This is a genomic window from Amycolatopsis sp. (assembly GCF_035276945.1).
Lineage (GTDB): Bacteria > Actinomycetota > Actinomycetes > Mycobacteriales > Pseudonocardiaceae > Amycolatopsis_E.
Genome location: NZ_DATELF010000085.1, coordinates 74,831 through 90,890, shown reverse-complemented (window position 1 = coordinate 90,890; position 16,060 = coordinate 74,831). Strand labels below are relative to the sequence as shown.

Genomic DNA, 16,060 nt, shown 5'->3' with positions numbered 1-16,060 from the left:
GGCGGGCGGGACCCGGCGCTGGACGCGGTCCGGATCGGGCCCGGGCCGCCGCGGCGGCTGTTCGTCGCCGGTCGGCCAGTGGGGGGACGGCGACCGGGGTGCTCGTGGCGGAGACTCGTTTCCGTTGGGCCACTGGGGTTCCTCGCCCGTCGGCCACTGGGCACGACGGGGATCATCAGGCTCCTGGCCGGGCCAGGAACGGTTGTACTGGTCGTTCACGAAAGAGCCTCCCAGACCGGCAGCTCGGGGGACGCCGTTCTGTGATCGGTTGTTCGCACGCCTTCGGTCACTGCCCCGCTGTCTTCTTGGAGGACCCTCGTGGGTCCCCTGTGCCCAGGACGTATGACCGCACCAGGTGGTTCCATGCGCAGGTCTGGCAGACCTCGACCACGTACACGGTGAACTCGCCGAACAGCTTCGCCATCCGGGCGAGTTCGGCCGGTGTCCTGGCCGAACCGGAGGCGTGCTGGAGTTCGTCCCCATAGACCCAGGACACCAGCGTCACCGCCTCCTTCCGGCAGACCGGGCAGGGGCCCTCGCCCGGTTCGCCGTGGAACTTGGCGGCCCTGAGCAGGTACGGGCCGGCGTCGCAGACCTCGGCCGTGCCGACCCGACCGGAGCGGACGTCGGCCAGCAGCGCCCTGCGCTGCAAGGCGTAATCCACGACCTGTCGCTGGTTTCGCACGCTGACAGAGTACGTGGCCCAGGCGTGGCGGCGCTGACCTGTTCTGCCTAGAGATCACCTCGGTTGCCGTAACACGCCGACGATTCGATAACTCTCCGGTGAACTTCGCGGTGTTCAGGGCCGTTAGCTGCGCCACTTCGATGTATCGCTTCGATATAATGGGACGTTAGGTTGAAGATGCTGTTTGATCCCGGAGGGGAGGTGCACCGTGCTGGAGTTCGCGATCCTCGGGCTACTGCACGAGGCGCCCATGCACGGTTATGTGCTGCGCAAACGGCTACACGACACGTTCGGCATGTTCCGCACGTTCTCCTACGGCTCGCTGTACCCGACCCTACGTCGGTTGCAGCGGGCGGGCTTCATCGTCGAGGAGGCCGATGAGGCGGTCGAGCCGTCCCGAAGCTGGGGCAGGCGGGCGCGCCGGGTGTACAAGCTCACGGCCGAAGGCAAGGAGCACTTCGCCGAACTGCTCGCCGACGCCGGTCCCCAGACCTGGGACGACGAGGGCTTCGGCGTTCACCTGGCGTTCTTTTCCCGGACTCCGGCCGCGGTGAGGATGCGCATTCTCGAGGGCCGTCGCCGGCGCGTCGAGGAACGCCGCGAGGGTCTTCGCGCGGCTCTGGCCAGGGCCGAGGAGAAGATCGACCGGTACACGCGTGAACTGCACCGGCTCGGTCTGGAGAGCAGCGAGCGTGAGGTGCGCTGGCTCAACGAGTTGATCGCGAGCGAACAGGCCGAACAACGCGGGCTCCAGAGCTGAAGGCGCCGCGTGGAAGACCAGTCAACAAAGAGTGAAGGAGAGACCGGCATGGGCGACGACAGCGGCCGCGTGAAGGTGGCCATCGTTGGCGTCGGCAACTGCGCGGCATCACTGGTGCAGGGCGTGCACTACTACCGTGACGCCGACCCGGCGGCCCGCGTGCCCGGGTTGATGCATGTCCGCTTCGGCCAGTACCACGTGGGCGACGTGGAGTTCGTGGCCGCGTTCGACGTCGATGCGAAGAAGGTGGGCCGGGACCTGTCGGAGGCCATCCTCGCCAGCGAGAACAACACCATCAAGATCACCGACGTGCCGCCGCTGGGCGTTCCGGTGCAGCGGGGGCACACCCTGGACGGGCTCGGCCGGTTCTACCAGGAGACCATCGAGGAGTCGGACGAGTCCCCGGTGGACATCGCCGCCGCGTTGCGCGAGTCCGGTGCGCACGTGCTGGTGTCCTACCTACCGGTGGGCTCGGAAGCGGCGCAGAAGTTCTATGCCCAGGCCGCGATCGACGCCGGAGTGGCGTTCGTGAACGCGATCCCGGTGTTCATCGCCTCCGATCCGGAGTGGGCGCGCAAGTTCACCGACGCCGGCCTGCCGATCGTCGGTGACGACATCAAGTCCCAGGTCGGCGCGACCATCACGCACCGCGTGCTGGCGAGGCTGTTCGAGGACCGCGGGGTCCAACTCGACCGCACCATGCAGCTCAACGTGGGCGGCAACATGGACTTCAAGAACATGAAGGAGCTCGAGCGGCTGGAGTCGAAGAAGGTCTCCAAGACCCAGGCGGTGACCTCCCAGATCGACCGTGACCTCGGCAAGGCCAACGTGCACGTCGGCCCGTCGGACTACGTGCAGTGGCTCGACGACCGCAAGTGGGCGTACGTGCGGCTGGAGGGCCGGGCGTTCGGTGACGTGCCGCTGAGCCTGGAGTACAAGCTCGAGGTGTGGGACTCGCCGAACTCGGCGGGCATCATCATCGACGCGGTCCGTGCCGCGAAGATCGCGCTCGACCGGGGGATCGGCGGCCCGCTGCTGTCCGCGTCCTCGTACTTCATGAAGTCGCCACCGGTGCAGTACTCCGACTCGGAGGCCCGCGACGCGGTGGAAGCCTTCATCCGGGGCGACCTCGACCGGTAGGCGACAGCACGATCAACGGCCCGTTCCGGGCTTCGCCGGAGCGGGCCCACCCGTGTTCCGCCACCACCCTCAAGGGAAGTGCTGCCGACCGTTTCTTGGGCGCGACGAGTTTCACGAGGCTTGCCGGTCTGTATCGCCGTAAGCCGGGACTCACTTCGGGAGCGCATTATGGGCAAGATCGTGTCGAACTTCTTCATCTCACTGGACGGCGTCGTCGAATCGCCGGAAAAGTGGCACTTCCCGTACTTCAACGACGAGATGGGTGCCGCGGTCGAACGGGGAATGCGGACGGCCGGGGCGTTCCTGATGGGGCGCGTACTCTACGACGCCTGGTCGGCCTACTGGCCGGGGCAGGAGCGGAATCCGGGAACACCCGAGCAGGCGGATGCCTTTGCCGAGTTCATCAACGACGTGCCGAAGTACGTCGTGTCGAACACCTTGAAGAATCCGGCGTGGCACGACACAACCGTCGTTTCCGGAGACGTCGCGACGCGGTTGAGGAAGATCAAGGAAGAGACCGACGGCGACATCGGGATGTTCGGGAGTGCCACCCTCGTGCGCTGGCTGCTCGCGAACGATCTGCTGGACGAGCTCAACCTCCTGGTCCACCCGATCGTCGTCGGTCACGGGCAGCGGCTTTTCGAGCAGGGGCCCACCCATCCGCTGCGACTAGTGCGGAGCGAGACGTTCAAGACCGGGGTGCTGGACCTGACCTTCACTCCGGCAGCCGGCTGAGCGCGGCAGGCAACTCCGTGATGTCGGTAAGCACGGCGCTGACCTTGGCGAGGACTTCCTCATCCGGCGGGAAGTGGGGGTTCGGTACCGCGTTGACCGTCATCCCGGCCTCGAGGGCGGCGCGCAGGCCGTTGGTGGTGTCTTCGACGGCGGCGCAGGATTCCGGTCGCGCCCCCAGCCTGCGGGCGGCCTCCAGGTAGACGTCGGGGGCCGGCTTGCCCCCCGCGACCTCCTCGCTGGACACCGCGACCCGGACGATCCCGGTCAGGCCGGTTGCTTCGAGGAACGCGTTGATGAGCACCGGGGGTGAGGAACTGGCGATCGCGACCGGGTAGCGCTTGGCGACCGTCCGGACGGTCGCCGCGGCGCCGGGCAGCACCGGCGGCGCCTCGGCGTAGCGACGGGCCATCTCCTCGATCACGATCTGGGCGATCCGCTCGGGGGCGAGCTTGGCGCCGAGTTCCTCGACGAGGTAGCGCGCCCACTCGGGGGTGCTCATCCCCTGCATGGCCCGGGTGGCTTCAGCGGTCCAGCGGCCACCGTTTTCGGCGATCACCGCTCGGCGCACCTCGTCCCAGGTCCGCTCGGAGTCGACCAGCACGCCGTCGAGATCGAAAATCACGGCCTCCATGGGGTACGACGCTACCCGCCGGGCGCCTTTCCCTTCTGTTTACCTGAACTTTGGGACAGGATGGTCTTTCTCGCTTAGCGTCACGAACACGTTCCCCTGACGGAGTGATCTGGAGGCTTCGTGTTTCTGCCTTTGCTGTCCCACACCGGTGGCCGAGCCGCCGTTACCTGCGAATACAGATGTGGCAACCAGTGCGCGCACGACGCCCCGAACACGTCGGGTAACGAGTACTTCGGCGATGTCGCGAAGGGTGTGCTCTCCCGGCGCGGGATGTTCAAGGCCGGCGCGGTGATGGCCGCGGCGGCGGGTGGCTTCGCGGGCCTGACCGGTAGCGCCGCCGCCGTGCCGAGCCGGCCCTGGCCTGGCCGGCCCACGCCGGGCACGGACTTCCAGCCCGTGCCGCCGAACACCGCGGACGCCGTCACGATCCCGCCCGGGTACCAGCAGAACGTGGTGATCCGGTGGGGGGACCCGGTGGTGCCGGGTGCGCCGAAGTTCGACGTGGCCAACCAGACGGCGGCCGCGCAGGAGAAGCAGTTCGGCTACAACAACGACTTCGTCGGGCTGATCCCGCACGGCGACGGCTACCTGATGGTGGTCAACCACGAGTACACCACCGAAGTCCAGATGTATCCGGCCGGCCGGTACGACGCGGCCAACCCGACCGAGGAGCAGGTCAGGATCTCCTGGGCGGCGCACGGGCTGTCGGTGGTGCGAGTGGTCCAGGAGCACTGTGGCGGGCTGAAGGTGGTGCCGAGCCGGTACGGCCGCCGGATCACGCTGAACACCGAGTTCGAGGTGCGCGGCCCGGCCGCCGGTTCCCGGTTCCTCCAGACCTCCGCCGACCCGACCGGCCGGAAGGTCCGCGGCACGCAGAACAACTGCTCCGGCGGCGTGACCCCGTGGGGCACCGTCCTTTCCGGCGAAGAGAACTTCCACCAGTACTTCGCCAACTCCGACAAGGTCACCGACCCGGTCACGCAGGCGCGGCTGACCCGGTACGGCGTCGGCAAGGGCACCAGCACTCGTAAGTGGGAGCGCTTCGACAAGCGCTGGGACGTGGCACAGGAGCCCAACGAGCCGAACCGGTTCGGCTGGGTGGTCGAGATCGACCCCAACGATCCGAACTCGACGCCGGTCAAGCACACCGCGCTCGGCCGGGTCAAGCACGAAGCGGCCACGGTCAAGATCACCGAAGACGGCCGGGTCGCGGTCTACTCCGGTGATGACGAGCGCTTCGAATACATCTACAAGTTCGTCTCCAAGGGCAAGTACAAGCCGGGCACGAGTGCTCTCGCGCGCAGGCACAACTCGGCACTGCTCGACGAAGGCACCCTGTACGTCGCGAAGTTCACCGGCGACAGCCCGGGCGAGTTCGACGGCACCGGCAAGCTGCCCGGCGACGGCGAGTTCGACGGCACCGGCGAGTGGATTCCGTTGGCCAGCGGTGACAACTCCTTTGTGGACGGTTTCACCGCCGAAGAGGTGTACGTGTTCACCCGCCAGGCGGCGGACAAGGTGGGCGCGACCAAGATGGACCGCCCCGAGGACATCGAGCCGAACCCGGTCAACGGCCGGATCTACGCCGCGCTGACCAACAACTCCGACCGTGGCGCGGCGGGCAAGGCCGGCGCCGACGAGGTGAACCCGCGCAACGGCAACAAGAACGGGCACATCCTCGAATGGGACGAAGCCGGCGGCGACGCGGCCGCGACGAAGTTCTCATGGCGGCTCCTGCTGGTCTGTGGTGACCCGGCCACCGCCGACACCTACTTCGGCGGCTTCCCGAAGGACCAGGTCAGCCCGATCTCCTGCCCCGACAACGTGGCCTTCGACCCGTACGGCAACCTGTGGATCGCCACCGACGGCAACGCGCTCGGCGCCAACGACGGGTTGTTCTCGGTGCCCGTCCAGGGCCCCGAACGGGGTCACGTCAAGCAGTTCCTGTCCGTGCCGATCGGGGCGGAAACCTGCGGTCCGGTGGTGACCGGGGACTTCGTGGTCGTCGCCGTGCAGCATCCCGGTGAGAACGGAACCCCGGCCGCGCCCACCTCGCACTGGCCGGACGGCGGCACCTCGCACCCCCGCCCGTCCGTGATCTCGGTCTGGAAGTCGGGGAGGTAGCTCACTCCCGTCCGCTACGGGGCTTGGCACCCAGCACGATGGCCACAGGCCTGGGCGCTGGGTGCCGGGCAGGTCCTCAGCCAGGCCGGTGACGTCGGCGAGCGAGTGGGGAAGACGATGAGCTCCGGAACCGTCAGGGTTCGTTCGGAGAGATTGTCCGGGAGCCATCTCGTAAGGTTGAGCCATGTCACTCGCCCTCGTCACCGGAGCATCGCGCGGGATCGGCGCGGCCGTTGCCCGCGCACTGGCATCCTCGTACCGGGTGCTGCTCGGCGGTCGCGACGCCGACGCGCTCGCGAAGCAGGCCGTGGACCTGCCGGGCGCCGAGCCGTGGCCGGTGGACCTGACCGACTTCGACGCCCTGCGCCGCGCGACCGCCGAGATCGACCGGCTGGACGTGTTGGTGCACTCGGCCGGGGTCGCCGAACTCGGCACGGTCGCGGAGTCGGAACCCTCGGCGTGGCGCGCGAACTTCGAGGTGAACGTGGTCGCCGTCGCCGAGTTGACCCGGCTGCTGCTGCCCGCGCTCCGGGCCGCGCGCGGGCACGTCGTAGTGATCAACTCAGGGCAGGGACTCACCGCGCGAGCCCGGTGGGGTCCTTATGCGGCAAGCAAGTTCGCCGCGCGCGCGTTCGCGGATGTGCTCCGGGCCGAGGAGGAGGGCAACGGCATCCGGGTCACCTCCGTCTTTCCGGGCCGGACGGACACCGGGATGCAGCGGGCCGTCAGCACTGCCGAGGCCAAGGAGTACTCGCCCGAGGAGTACCTGCGGCCGGACTCGGTCGCGAAGGCCGTCTTCGCCGCCGTGTCGGCAAGCGCGGACGCGCACCTGACCGAACTGACTATCCGCCCCCTACCCCACTGAGCCACGCAGTCGCGCCGCGACCTCACGCGCGGCCGACTGGACTTTCGCACGCTCAACGCGGAGCGGTTCACCGTCGCCGACGACCTGCTCGCCCGCCACCCACACGTCGCGGACGCGGCGAGAGCCCGCCGCCCACACCAGGTTCGCCAGCAGTTGCTCGTCGGGTACGTCGAGCCCGGCCGCGAATGCCGGGTCGTCGGTGTCGATGTGCACGAAGTCGGCCCAGCGGCCGGGTTCGAGCGCGCCGAGATCATCGCGTCCGGCCGCGTCCGCCCCGCCTCGCGTGGCCAGCAGCAACGCGTCCGCCGCCCGAACCGCCATAGCGTCCTTGGTGGACAGACGAGCGAGCAGCGCGGAAAGCTGGATTTCCTCCCACAGGTCCAGATCGTCGTTACTGGCCGGGCCGTCGGTACCCAGCCCGACGGCGACGGACGCCGACCGCAGCTCGGTCAACCGGGCGAAACCGGACGCCAGCTTGGCGTTCGACCCGGGGCAGTGCGCCACGCCGACCCCGCGCGCGGCGAACAGCGCGATGTCCTCATCGGACAGATGCACCGCGTGCGCGGCCAGCACCCGCCCGTCGAGCAGTCCCACCTCGTCCAGCAGCCGGGGCACCGAACCGAATTCCGCGCGTTGCCTGACATCCTCGTCGGCCGCCTCGGCCACATGGATCTGCACCAGGGCACCGCGCGCCGCCGCGGACTCCCCGATGAGCCGCAGCGCCTCCGGCGGGAGCATGTACGCCGAGTGCGGCGCGTAGGACAGTTCGATCCGCTCGGCGGGACCGAAGCGCAGCCCGTCGGTGTCGATCCAGCGGTCGGTCGCGGTGATCATCGCGCGCCAGTCCACCCCGGGCAGGTCGATCGCGGGCCCGCCGAGCACCGCCCTGGCGCCGGTGTCCAGCACGGCGGACGCCACTTCCTCGGGCCGGAAGTACATTTCGACACTGGTGGTGACCCCGTTCCGGAGCATCTCCACCGACCCCAGCAGCATGCCGGCCCGGACGTCCTCCGGCCGCAACCGTGCTTCCGCGGGCCAGATGATTTCGTTGAGCCAGCGCAGCAAGGGCAGGTCGCCGCCCATGCCCCGCAGCAACGTCATGGGGCTGTGCGCGTGTGCGTTCACCAGTCCCGGCAACAGGATGCCCGGCAGATTCGTGACGGGTGCCTCCGACGCCGGTGCGTCGACGGCAGGCCCGCAGTGCACGATCCGCCCCTCGTCGACGTCCACCACACCGTCCCGGATCACCGAACATGTCGGGTCGCAGGGCAGGATGATCGGCGCGGTGAACCGTTGTGGCATTTTCCGATGGTAGCCCGCGGGTCAGTCCATGAGGCCGGATCGCCAGGCCCAGGCCGCGATCTCGACGCGGTTCCGCGCCCCGATCTTGCTCTGCACCGAAGCCAGGTGCGTCTTCACCGTGGACAGCGAGAGGTACAGCTCCGTGCCGATCTCGGTGTTGGTCCGGCCGCGTGCGGCGGCGCGAACCACGTCCCGCTCGCGGGCGGTCAGCGCTTCCTTCGGCGGTGCCACCCGCTGTTTCGTCGAACCGTTGAAGTGCTTGAGCAGACGGACGGTGATCTGTGGCGACACCAGCGCGTCTCCCCGCTCGGCCGCCCGTACCGCTTCGATCAGCAGCGAGGGCCCCGCGTCCTTGAGCAGAAACCCGCTGGCGCCGTTGTGCAGCGCGGTGTGCACGTACTCGTCGAGGTCGAACGTGGTCACCACGACCACCTTGACCGGGTCGGCCACGTCCGGCCCGGCCAGCTGCCGGGTCACCTCCAGGCCGTCGAGCCCTGGCATCCGGATGTCCAGCAGGCACACGTCCGGCCGCAGCTCACGGGCCTTGCTCACCGCCGAGACGCCGTCGGCGACGTCCGCGACCACCTCGATGTCGTCCTGGGCATCGAGGATCATGCGGAATCCCGTGCGCACCATGCTCTGGTCGTCCGCGATCAGTACCCGGATCACTCGGCGGCAACCTCCTCCAGAGGCAACCAGGCCTCGACAAGCCAGCCCTGCCGGACCGGTCCCGCGATGAGCCGGCCGCGCAGCAGCTCGACCCGCTCCCGCATACCGACCAGACCATATCCTCCCGAGCCGCCGGCCGGTCGCGGGTCCCCGGCCCGCCCGTCGTCGCTGACCTGGATGTGCAGCTCCTGTGTCGTCTGGCGGTGCAACCCGTTCAGGGGCAAGCCCTCGGACCCCGTTTCGACGACCTCGGCCAGCACCCGGACCCGGGTGGCGCCCACCGAGTGCTTGCCGACGTTGGTCAGCGACTCCTGCACCAGCCGCAGCGCAGACCGCCCCACCTCCTGCGGGATCTCGCCCGGCAAGCGCAGGTCCACGTCGGTCGGCACACCGTGATGCCCGGCCGCCACGAGCCGCCGCAGGTCCGCGCCCAGATCGGTGGTGGCGTCCTGGGCGTTGTCGCCGTGGGAACGCATGCTCCGCACCAGCCTGCGCATCGCCGTGAGGGCGTCCGCGCCGGCCTCCTCGATGCGGGTCAGCGCTTCCATCGCGAGCGCCGGATTCCGCTCCGCCATCATTTTCGCCGCCTGCGCCTGCACCACGATCCCGGTGACGTGGTGCGCGACCACGTCGTGCAGTTCACGGGCCAGCGCCATCCGTTCGGAGGTCTGCGCGTCCGTCACCGCGGCCTCGACCACCTTCGCGCGTTCCGAGTCGCGGGCCCGGAAGTACAGCCCTGTCGCGACCGAGATGCCGAGAAGCAGCAGGGCCGCGACGGTCAGCGAGCCCAGTTCGCCCCGGCTACGGTGCTGCACGAGGTTCACCGTGGTGGTGACCGCCACCGACAACGAGAGGACGGCGATCACCGGCCAGGCCCGGTCGGGCGGGCGATACCGGACGAGCTGGACGACCACTACCAGCCCGGCCAGCACCTCGGTGATCGTCATCGCGTCGGCGGGCAGGACGTAGTCGCGCGGCGTGATCGAGGCCGCGGGCACCGTGCCGAGGATCGCCGCGGCGAGAGCCAGTCCCGATCGCGCCGGGTACCGGGCGGCCAGCACCGCGAGCATCGCGGCAGCGAGCGAGCAGAGCATCAGCGGGAACAGCCGGACGCCGTAGGAGATCATCGCGTACAGCTCGAAGAACAGCGGCACGCAGAGCGCGCCCGTCAACGGCCACTGGTCGCGCAACAGACGTGACACCGCGGTCGCTTCCGCCGGCGTGCCGACCTTCCGGAAGCGCAGGCCCGCGATCACCACCGTGACCAGCATCGCCGCGCCGACGACCACGGTCATTCCAGCGCGGTAGCCGGTGGTCGTGTCACTGCGGAAAAGACTGGCCAGCAGCGCCGCGCACACCAGCGCCGAGACGGCCAGGAACGCGGCCGAGGCCCGCGCCCGGCGCACGCAGTGGAAGACCAGCTCCAGACCGGCGACGGTTTCGCTCAACGAGATGTCTTGGAGCAGGGTCGAATACGCGTTGGCATGGGTCGCGGTGATCAGCTTGGTCGAGACCACGAGGACAGCTGCCCCGCTGAACGCGGCCCCCGCGGGCCGTTTACGGGCCCACAGCGCGCACGCGCAGATCGCGAACATTCCCGGCAGGAGAAGCAGATCGCGGCCGTTCGGGCCGACGTTGTCGAAGGCCGCGGGCACCACGATCAGCAGGTCGCAGAGCAGGGCGGCGAGTAGCACGACGCCTTCGAGCCCGAGCCATCGCCAGGCCAGGTCGGCTTTCCGCGGGAACGTCACATCGTGACGGTAAGGGGTTTCGGGTTCTGGCGGACGTTGGCCGTCCAGCCAGTCGATATCGGCCGAAAGGCCGATACCTCTCCGCGCCGATGCTGTGAACCTGCTGGGCACGCGTCCACAGTGGAACCCCCGGACGGCACTGCTTTCGGGCGGGACTGGTGAAACGCTACGGCGATCAGTACGCGCTCGCGGGGTGGACATCGACGTCCGGTCAGGCGAGGCGGTGGCCATCGCCGGTCCGTCGGGATCGGGCAAAACCTCGCTGCGCGTCGAAGGCGCGTACGGAGCGTGCCTTCTGGCGGCAGCCCCGGGCCAGCGGCCAGACCGACAGAACGATGCTGAAGGACACCGGCACCGACTTCAGCGGCGGCGCGGAGATCACGGTGGTGCGGGTAGCGTCCACTGTGGACTCAGCGTCGATCGCGCTGCCGCAGGGCGTGCCCCGCTTCCCACGCCCCGGCGAGGTGGTCGTGTCGCCGGCGCTGTTCGAGCGGACGCACGCGTTGCCCGCGGCCAAGCTCGCCGACCGCTTTCCCGGCAATGTCGTGGGCACCCTCGGCGATGCCGCCCTCGTCGACCCCGGCCAGCTCGTCGCGCTCGTGGGTCGATCGGAATTCTGGTCGGGGTCGGACTCTTCGCGGTCGGCACCCGTGGCCGCGAAGCGGCGAGCGTCATGCTCACCTCGTGGTTGCTCGCGCCGGTCGTGCTGGGGCTCGGAACGACCGTGCTCACCGCCCCGGTCTGCACGCCCGCGCTCAACCGTGTCCGAGCCGAGCCTTTGGCTAACGAATAGGCCTGGATTTGGTCAGGCGCTGCGTGCAGAGCCGTAGGGCCTCGCGCAGCGCCTCGACCTGTGAGGCGTCCAGGTCGGCCAGCATCTCGTGTTCGATTTCGTCTGTCTCGTGGTCCGACTCGGCCAGCTTCGCCAGCCCGCGCTTGGTGACGCTCAGGCGCAGGATCCGCCGGTTGTCTTCCTGCTGGGTCCGCTCGATCAGGCCCTGCTGTTCGAGCTTGACCACCAGCTCCTGCATCGTCTGGGCGCTCACGAACGACCGGCGCGCGAGCTGGGCCGACGACAGGCCAGGCTGCCTTCTCAGCACCGTGAGCGCGGTGTACTGCGCGACGGTCAGCTCGTGCGGCCGCAACGCCGCGTCGAGCTGCGCCCGTACCGCGAGCTCCAGCCGCTTGATCAGGTACGCAGTTCTCTCCCCGCTCACGGCTGATACGGTATCAGGCTTGTTGTAATCGTTATCACATCAAGAAAACCGGGCAAATCTCCTGAAAGCACGCCGCCACTGCGCTGGACTCAGTGCCCGGCTCGCGGGTCGCCGGGAATTCGCTCGAAGATCAGGTCCCGGCTGATCCGCCCCTCCTCGTCCGCACGCTGCTCGAACTTCGTGACCGGGCGCCAGCTCGGGCGGGGTGCCCAGGTAGGGAACCGGTTGCGCAACAACGGCTCCGCCGAGCAGACCTCGAGCATCTGCTCGGCGTAGTGCGCCCAGTCGGTGGCCAGGTGCAGCATGCCGCCCGGAGCGATCCGGGAGGCCAGCAGGCGCACGAACGGAGGCTGCACCAGGCGCCGCTTGTGGTGACGTTTCTTCGGCCAGGGGTCCGGGAAGAAGATCCGCACCCCGGACAGCGACTCGGGCGCGATGTGCTCGGTCAGCAGAACCACCGCGTCACCACGGAGCAGCCGCAGGTTTTCCAGGCCGAGCTTCTCCGCTCGCAACATCAGCTGACCGAGCCCGGCCTCGTAGACCTCCACGGCGACGTAGTTCACTTCCGGCTCGGCGGCGGCCAGCTGGGCTGTCGTCTCGCCCATCCCGGAGCCGATCTCCAGCAGCACCGGCGCCGCGCGGGAAAACCACCTGTCGAAGTCGATCGGCCCGCTCGGCAACTCCGACACCTCTCGGCCGAGTTCCGGCCACAGATGAGCCCACGCACGTTGCTGGCCGACGGTCATCCGCCCACCACGCTGCACGTAGCTGACCACGCTCCGGAGCCGGGGTTGCTGCTCGCTCTTCACCTGGCCAAAGGTAGCCGGGCGCCGACACCAAGCAGGCCGCGGCTGCGCCCTCCCGGGCCGGCTCAGCGCACCGCCTCGAACTCGCCCAGCCGGGACCGCAACCCGGCCAGGCCCGCCACCGCGATCGGCTCGGGCGTGATGCCGCTGTGCGCGGGCAGCACGTCGATCCAACCGTCGTGACGAGAAGTGTTCAGGATGGTGGTGGGGATGCGGTGGCCCGACCTTCCCCGCTCGGAGGGCATGAACTCCCAGTAACCGGACTCGCCGTCGGCGGCCCACGGCACGTACTCCCAGCCGGGACGCCTGGACAGCAACTGCGTCATCCGGTCCTCGACCCGGAACCCGGTGTCCCGGGAATCGAGTCTGCCGTCGGCGAGCGCCCGGAGCCACCAGGGCGCGGGGATGGGTTGCTCACCGTCCGACCTGACGGCACGGAAGAGCGCGACGACTTCACGCTCGGGAGCGCGATGAATCCAGGCACGACGCATTTCCGACGGCTTGCTCGCCGAGGTCGCGTCTCGTGGCAGTTCGATCGCCTGAGACCACTGAAGCCGGTCCAGGGGTTCGAGAAGGGGCTGGCGCGCTTCGCTGCGCTGAGCGGGAACGGGTGTGTCGATTTCTGGTCCGGTATCCACCGTCAAGGGTCACCTCCGTAGAGTCTCCTGACGTGGTGCTCCTAATATGCCCTGGTCAGAGACGGGCTGTCTGCCTCTTGTGAGGCCAGCCACAAGGTCTTTACGTGCCCTTAACCCGCCTGGCCCAACCGACTCCCCCGGATTAATCGTTCAAACTTTGATTGCCTGTCGGGTAGCGCACTTTCCGGCAACCCGCCGCTTGGGTCCGCGCAGTGAAAGGCCCGGGCCACCCCCCGAAATGGTGGCCCGGGCCTTCCTCCCCTGTCCGGCAGATCGCGCCCCGAATTCGCAACCGGTGCCGGGTATCCCCTGTGGGATGTTTACGCGTCCCGCTTCTTCGCCACCGCGATCGCGGAGACGAGCAGGACCAGAGCGAAGGCCGCGAAGTACGCCAGCGCCCAGCCCTGGCTCAGCGCCGCGGTGGACATCGGCCCCGCCCCGGCCGCGCGCCCGCCGTTGGACGCCCCGTCACCGGTGAGGAACCTTTCGGCCATGTTGAACGGCATCCACTTGTAGACGTCCTTGCCGACCCCCGGGATCAGCTGCACGAGGGACTCCACGGCGAGCGCGTAGATCAGCAGCAGCGCGATGGCGCCGGCGCTGTGCCGGAGCAGGATGCCCACCGCCACCGCGATGACCGCGGCCAGCGCGTAGAGCACGCCGACGCCGGTCACGTTGATCCAGTCCGCGGCGCTGTTCAGCGCGAGGTCGGCGTTGGGCTTGAGCAGCGTGCCCACGAACCACGAGCCGAATGCGCTGATCTCACCGATGACCAGGGCGAGCGCGGCGACCACCACGGCCTTGGCGAGCAATGCCGAACTGCGCTGCGGCACCGCCTGGAAGGTGGTGCGGATCGTGCCGAAGCGGTACTCGGTGGTGACCGACAGAGCGGCCAGCACCATGATCACGGCCATGCCGAAGCCGTAGCCGAACTGGGTCGAGGCGACCGTGGCGGCGAACTCGGCGTCGTTCGAGTTGCCGACGACGAGCGCGGCGAACCCGATGGTCACGGCCAGTGTGACGAGCGCGCACCACCACGGCGAACGCGTGGTGAACAGCTTGATGCGCTCAACTGCGAGCAAAGTCATGGTCTCCCCTTAGCGAGTCGGCTCGAACGCGGCGTCAAGTCCGGTGTGGTACTCGACGGCGTCGCCGGTGATCTGCATGAACGCCTGCTCCAGCGAGCCGGTCTGCGGGCTCAGCTCGTGCAGCACGATGTGGTGGGCGGCGGCGAGCTCCCCGATCTTGTCGCTGTCCATGCCGGACACCAGAATTCCGCCGTCCGCACTGGTCACGGTGGCGCTGGCCGCGACCAGCGCGGCACGCAGTTCCCCCAGTTGCGGGCTGCGCACCTTGACCGTGTTCTCGGCCGCCCTGGCCACGAAGTCCTTCGTCGAGGACTGCGAGATCAGCTGTCCCTTGCCGATCACTACCAGGTTGCTGGCGGTCAGCGCCATCTCGGAGAGCAGGTGGCTGGAGACGAACACCGTGCGGCCCTCGTCGGCAAGACGGTGCATGAACTTCCGGATCCACAGGATGCCCTCGGGGTCGAGGCCGTTCACCGGCTCGTCGAACAGCAGCACCTCGGGATCACCCAGCAGGGCCCCGGCGATGCCCAGCCGCTGAGACATGCCGAGCGAGAACCCGCCGGCCCGCTTGCCCGCGACACTGGTCAGCCCGACGATGTCGAGCACCTCGTCCACCCGGGTGAGCGGGATCTTGTTGGACACCGAGAGCCACTTCAGGTGCGCTCGTGCCGACCGGTTCGGGTGCACCCACTTCGCGTCGAGCAGGGCGCCGACGGTCCGCAGGGGGTTCTTGAGCTCGTGGTAGCGCTTGCCGCCGATGCGCACTTCACCGGCGGTGGGGTTGTCCAGGCCGAGGATCATGCGCATGGTCGTCGACTTGCCGGCGCCGTTCGGCCCGAGGAAGCCGGTGACCTGCCCGGGTTCGACACTGAACGTCAGGTTGTTCACGGCGAGTGTCTTGCCGTATCGCTTGGTGAGGCCTGCTGCCTCGATCATGGTTACTCCCCTGTCAATACCTGCGGTTCCCCTGATGAGGTGAAGTCTGCCCATCGGGTTTCCCTGGCGCGTCATCCTGAGGTTCGAACTTGGCCCCGACTGCGGTAGTAGCTTCTCGTGCGGCCGGGGTTGGCGCGATCGGTGATGACCCTGAATCGCCCCTGAGCTTTCGCACCGGTTTGTCAGGGTGCCCGCTACGGCGCGGGTCATGGCGGAACTCAAACGGTGGCCTGAACGATAATGTGGCCGTCGTCACCGGGGCGACAAGGCGCCGTGGCCGGTGACCGCCGACCCAGCGACTTTCCGCTGATCAGCTGGTGCCGGGTCGGATGAGCCCGGTTTCGTAGGCGAGGACCACGGCCTGTACGCGGTCTCGGAGTTCGAGCTTGGCGAGGATACGGCCGACATGGGTCTTCACCGTAGCCTTGGACAGGAAAAGCTTTTCCGCGATCTCCATGTTCGACAGTCATGTCGACAGTGTTGTCTCCGCGAAGCACCTCCAGGAGCCGGCGCAGTTCCGCCAGCGCCTCGCGTCCGGAAATGGTGTGCACCGTGTGTTCGGCGAGCTCCGGGTCCGATCGCACGGCGTAGGAAGCGCCGTCGGCCTGGACCACGATCACGCTCACCGCGTGCGCCACCACGTCGTGGAGTTCCCGGGCGATCCGGCCGCGTTCCTCGGCGACGGCGATCCAGGAGGCATGGTCTCGCGGTCG

The 16,060-nt window shown here is 68.6% G+C and carries 16 protein-coding genes and 2 pseudogenes; 5 read left to right on the top strand and 13 right to left on the bottom strand.

The annotated features are described in order from the left end of the window. Positions 1–286: 286 nt before the first annotated feature. On the bottom strand, positions 287–685 hold the full coding sequence (locus VJT49_RS14625) for a DUF5318 domain-containing protein (protein ID WP_324165334.1): 399 nt from the start codon (positions 683–685) through the stop codon (positions 287–289). Between the two features lie 208 nt (positions 686–893). On the opposite strand from VJT49_RS14625, the gene VJT49_RS14620 reads away from it, so the two are divergent. From VJT49_RS14620 to VJT49_RS14610, 3 genes are all read left to right on the top strand, one after another. Further along, positions 894–1,445 carry a PadR family transcriptional regulator gene (locus tag VJT49_RS14620; protein ID WP_324165333.1) on the top strand — a complete coding sequence of 184 codons (552 nt, stop codon included), beginning with the start codon at positions 894–896 and terminating at the stop codon, positions 1,443–1,445. A gap of 48 nt (positions 1,446–1,493) precedes the next feature. Continuing rightward, entirely contained in the window at positions 1,494–2,585 is a 1,092-nt protein-coding gene (locus VJT49_RS14615; protein WP_324165332.1) for an inositol-3-phosphate synthase, read from the top strand. Positions 2,586–2,753: 168 nt separating this feature from the next. After that, entirely contained in the window at positions 2,754–3,320 is a 567-nt protein-coding gene (locus VJT49_RS14610; RefSeq protein WP_324165331.1) for a dihydrofolate reductase family protein, read from the top strand. Here VJT49_RS14610 and VJT49_RS14605 read toward each other — a convergent pair. Continuing rightward, entirely contained in the window at positions 3,301–3,951 is a 651-nt protein-coding gene (locus tag VJT49_RS14605) for an HAD family phosphatase (RefSeq protein WP_324165330.1), read from the bottom strand. The genes VJT49_RS14610 and VJT49_RS14605 overlap by 20 nt on opposite strands. A 120-nt stretch (positions 3,952–4,071) precedes the next feature. Here VJT49_RS14605 and VJT49_RS14600 point away from each other — a divergent pair, with 120 nt between their 5' ends. Both VJT49_RS14600 and VJT49_RS14595 read left to right on the top strand, forming a co-directional pair. Beyond that, the gene (locus tag VJT49_RS14600) at positions 4,072–6,075 is read left to right on the top strand and encodes a PhoX family phosphatase (protein ID WP_324165329.1); all 2,004 of its coding nucleotides are present in this window, start codon (positions 4,072–4,074) and stop codon (positions 6,073–6,075) included. 184 nt (positions 6,076–6,259) lie between these two features. After that, positions 6,260–6,940: an SDR family oxidoreductase gene (locus VJT49_RS14595; RefSeq protein ID WP_324165328.1), complete on the top strand. Its 681-nt coding sequence runs from the start codon at positions 6,260–6,262 to the stop codon at positions 6,938–6,940. Here the strand turns inward: VJT49_RS14595 and VJT49_RS14590 are convergent. The 11 genes and pseudogenes from VJT49_RS14590 to VJT49_RS14540 all read right to left on the bottom strand — a co-directional run. Beyond that, the gene (locus VJT49_RS14590) at positions 6,929–8,242 is read right to left on the bottom strand and encodes an amidohydrolase (protein ID WP_324165327.1); all 1,314 of its coding nucleotides are present in this window, start codon (positions 8,240–8,242) and stop codon (positions 6,929–6,931) included. The two genes, VJT49_RS14595 and VJT49_RS14590, sit on opposite strands and share 12 nt — an antisense overlap. Positions 8,243–8,263: 21 nt before the next feature. Then, complete coding sequence (locus VJT49_RS14585) at positions 8,264–8,911, bottom strand: response regulator transcription factor (protein WP_324165326.1); 648 nt, start codon at positions 8,909–8,911, stop codon at positions 8,264–8,266. Next, positions 8,908–10,662, bottom strand: a complete 1,755-nt coding sequence (locus VJT49_RS14580; RefSeq protein WP_324165325.1) for a sensor histidine kinase — start codon at positions 10,660–10,662, stop codon at positions 8,908–8,910. Before VJT49_RS14580 ends, VJT49_RS14585 begins: the two co-directional genes overlap by 4 nt. A gap of 211 nt (positions 10,663–10,873) precedes the next feature. After that, a complete protein-coding gene (locus tag VJT49_RS14575; RefSeq protein ID WP_324165324.1) occupies positions 10,874–11,203 on the bottom strand; it encodes a hypothetical protein in 330 nt (109 codons plus the stop codon). Between the two features lie 241 nt (positions 11,204–11,444). Beyond that, positions 11,445–11,879 (bottom strand): MarR family transcriptional regulator, encoded by a 435-nt coding sequence (locus tag VJT49_RS14570; protein ID WP_324165323.1) that lies wholly within the window; start codon positions 11,877–11,879, stop codon positions 11,445–11,447. A gap of 89 nt (positions 11,880–11,968) precedes the next feature. Next, the gene (trmB, locus tag VJT49_RS14565; RefSeq protein ID WP_324165322.1) at positions 11,969–12,688 is read right to left on the bottom strand and encodes a tRNA (guanosine(46)-N7)-methyltransferase TrmB; all 720 of its coding nucleotides are present in this window, start codon (positions 12,686–12,688) and stop codon (positions 11,969–11,971) included. A 62-nt stretch (positions 12,689–12,750) separates the two neighbouring features. Beyond that, a complete protein-coding gene (locus VJT49_RS14560) occupies positions 12,751–13,323 on the bottom strand; it encodes a hypothetical protein (protein WP_324165321.1) in 573 nt (190 codons plus the stop codon). 320 nt (positions 13,324–13,643) lie between these two features. Beyond that, on the bottom strand, positions 13,644–14,411 hold the full coding sequence (locus tag VJT49_RS14555) for an ABC transporter permease (protein ID WP_324165320.1): 768 nt from the start codon (positions 14,409–14,411) through the stop codon (positions 13,644–13,646). 9 nt (positions 14,412–14,420) lie between these two features. Next, positions 14,421–15,347 (bottom strand): ATP-binding cassette domain-containing protein, encoded by a 927-nt coding sequence (locus VJT49_RS14550; RefSeq protein WP_324165319.1) that lies wholly within the window; start codon positions 15,345–15,347, stop codon positions 14,421–14,423. 310 nt (positions 15,348–15,657) lie between these two features. Then, positions 15,658–15,813 (bottom strand): annotated as a pseudogene (locus tag VJT49_RS14545) (response regulator transcription factor); the annotation flags it as partial. A 13-nt stretch (positions 15,814–15,826) separates the two neighbouring features. After that, positions 15,827–16,054: pseudogene (locus tag VJT49_RS14540) on the bottom strand (histidine kinase dimerization/phosphoacceptor domain-containing protein); the annotation flags it as partial. Positions 16,055–16,060: the final 6 nt, after the last annotated feature.